This is a genomic window from Alcanivorax sp. HI0044, from assembly GCF_001634945.1.
The window spans coordinates 1-802 of record NZ_LWEZ01001821.1 but is presented as its reverse complement, the minus strand read 5'-3'; the positions used below and the strand labels follow the sequence as shown (position 1 = coordinate 802).

The window sequence follows — 802 nt, the reverse complement described above, 5'->3', positions numbered from 1 at the left end:
AAGGCACAGCTGGTGGAGCTGGCGCGTTTGCGTTCGGAAAATGCCAAAGCCACGCTGGTGCAGCAGTTCCAGATTGAGCAGTCCCGGGTGTACCTGAAAGAATCCAAAGTGGACGGCGCCGTGACCGGGCTGACCCTGACGCTGGAAAAATAATCGGTGGCATTGATCTGGGAAACGCAACAGGACGGCGTGCGCTACGAGGTGAGGCGCGCGGGGCAGACTTTGCGGCTGTATGCCAACGGCGTTCAGCATTCAGAGTTTCACCCCAAACGTTTGCTCACTGGCAGCGTGTGGGATTTGCTGTGGTTGCCGGCTTTGCTGCACGAACCGGCCCGGTTCCGCCGGGTGTTGGTGTTGGGGCTGGGGGGCGGTTCGCTGATTCCCCCTATCCGCAAACTGCTGGATCCGGATGTATTGATGGCGGTAGAGCTGGACGGAGCGCACTTGCAGGTAGCTCGCGAAGTATTCGGCATCGAGGCGTTCGGGGTGGAGACCTGGCAGGGGGATGCCCAGCAGTGGTTGCGTGATTATCAGGGGGAACCGTTCGACCTGATTATCGAAGACCTGTTTGCGCCCAGAAATGAACAAGTCAGCCGGGCGGTGCCAGCAGATGCCGACTGGCTTGCCTGCCTGCGCGATAACCTGTCGGCGCATGGCTCCTTGATCATGAACTTTGGCGATTGGCAGGAATACCGCGACAGCCCGGCCTCGGGCCGCCGCGCCATGAAAAGTTTCAGCAGCCGTTTCCGCTTGTCATGCAGCGATTGCCATAACGCGGTGATCGCGTTTACCCGCCAGTCGG

General features: G+C 60.2%; 1 protein-coding gene. It reads left to right on the top strand.

Annotated elements, in window-relative coordinates; all coding sequences use genetic code 11:
* Positions 1-156: 156 nt before the first annotated feature.
* On the top strand, positions 157-802 hold a 646-nt coding region (locus A3730_RS27255), incomplete at its 3' end, for a hypothetical protein (protein WP_063539348.1).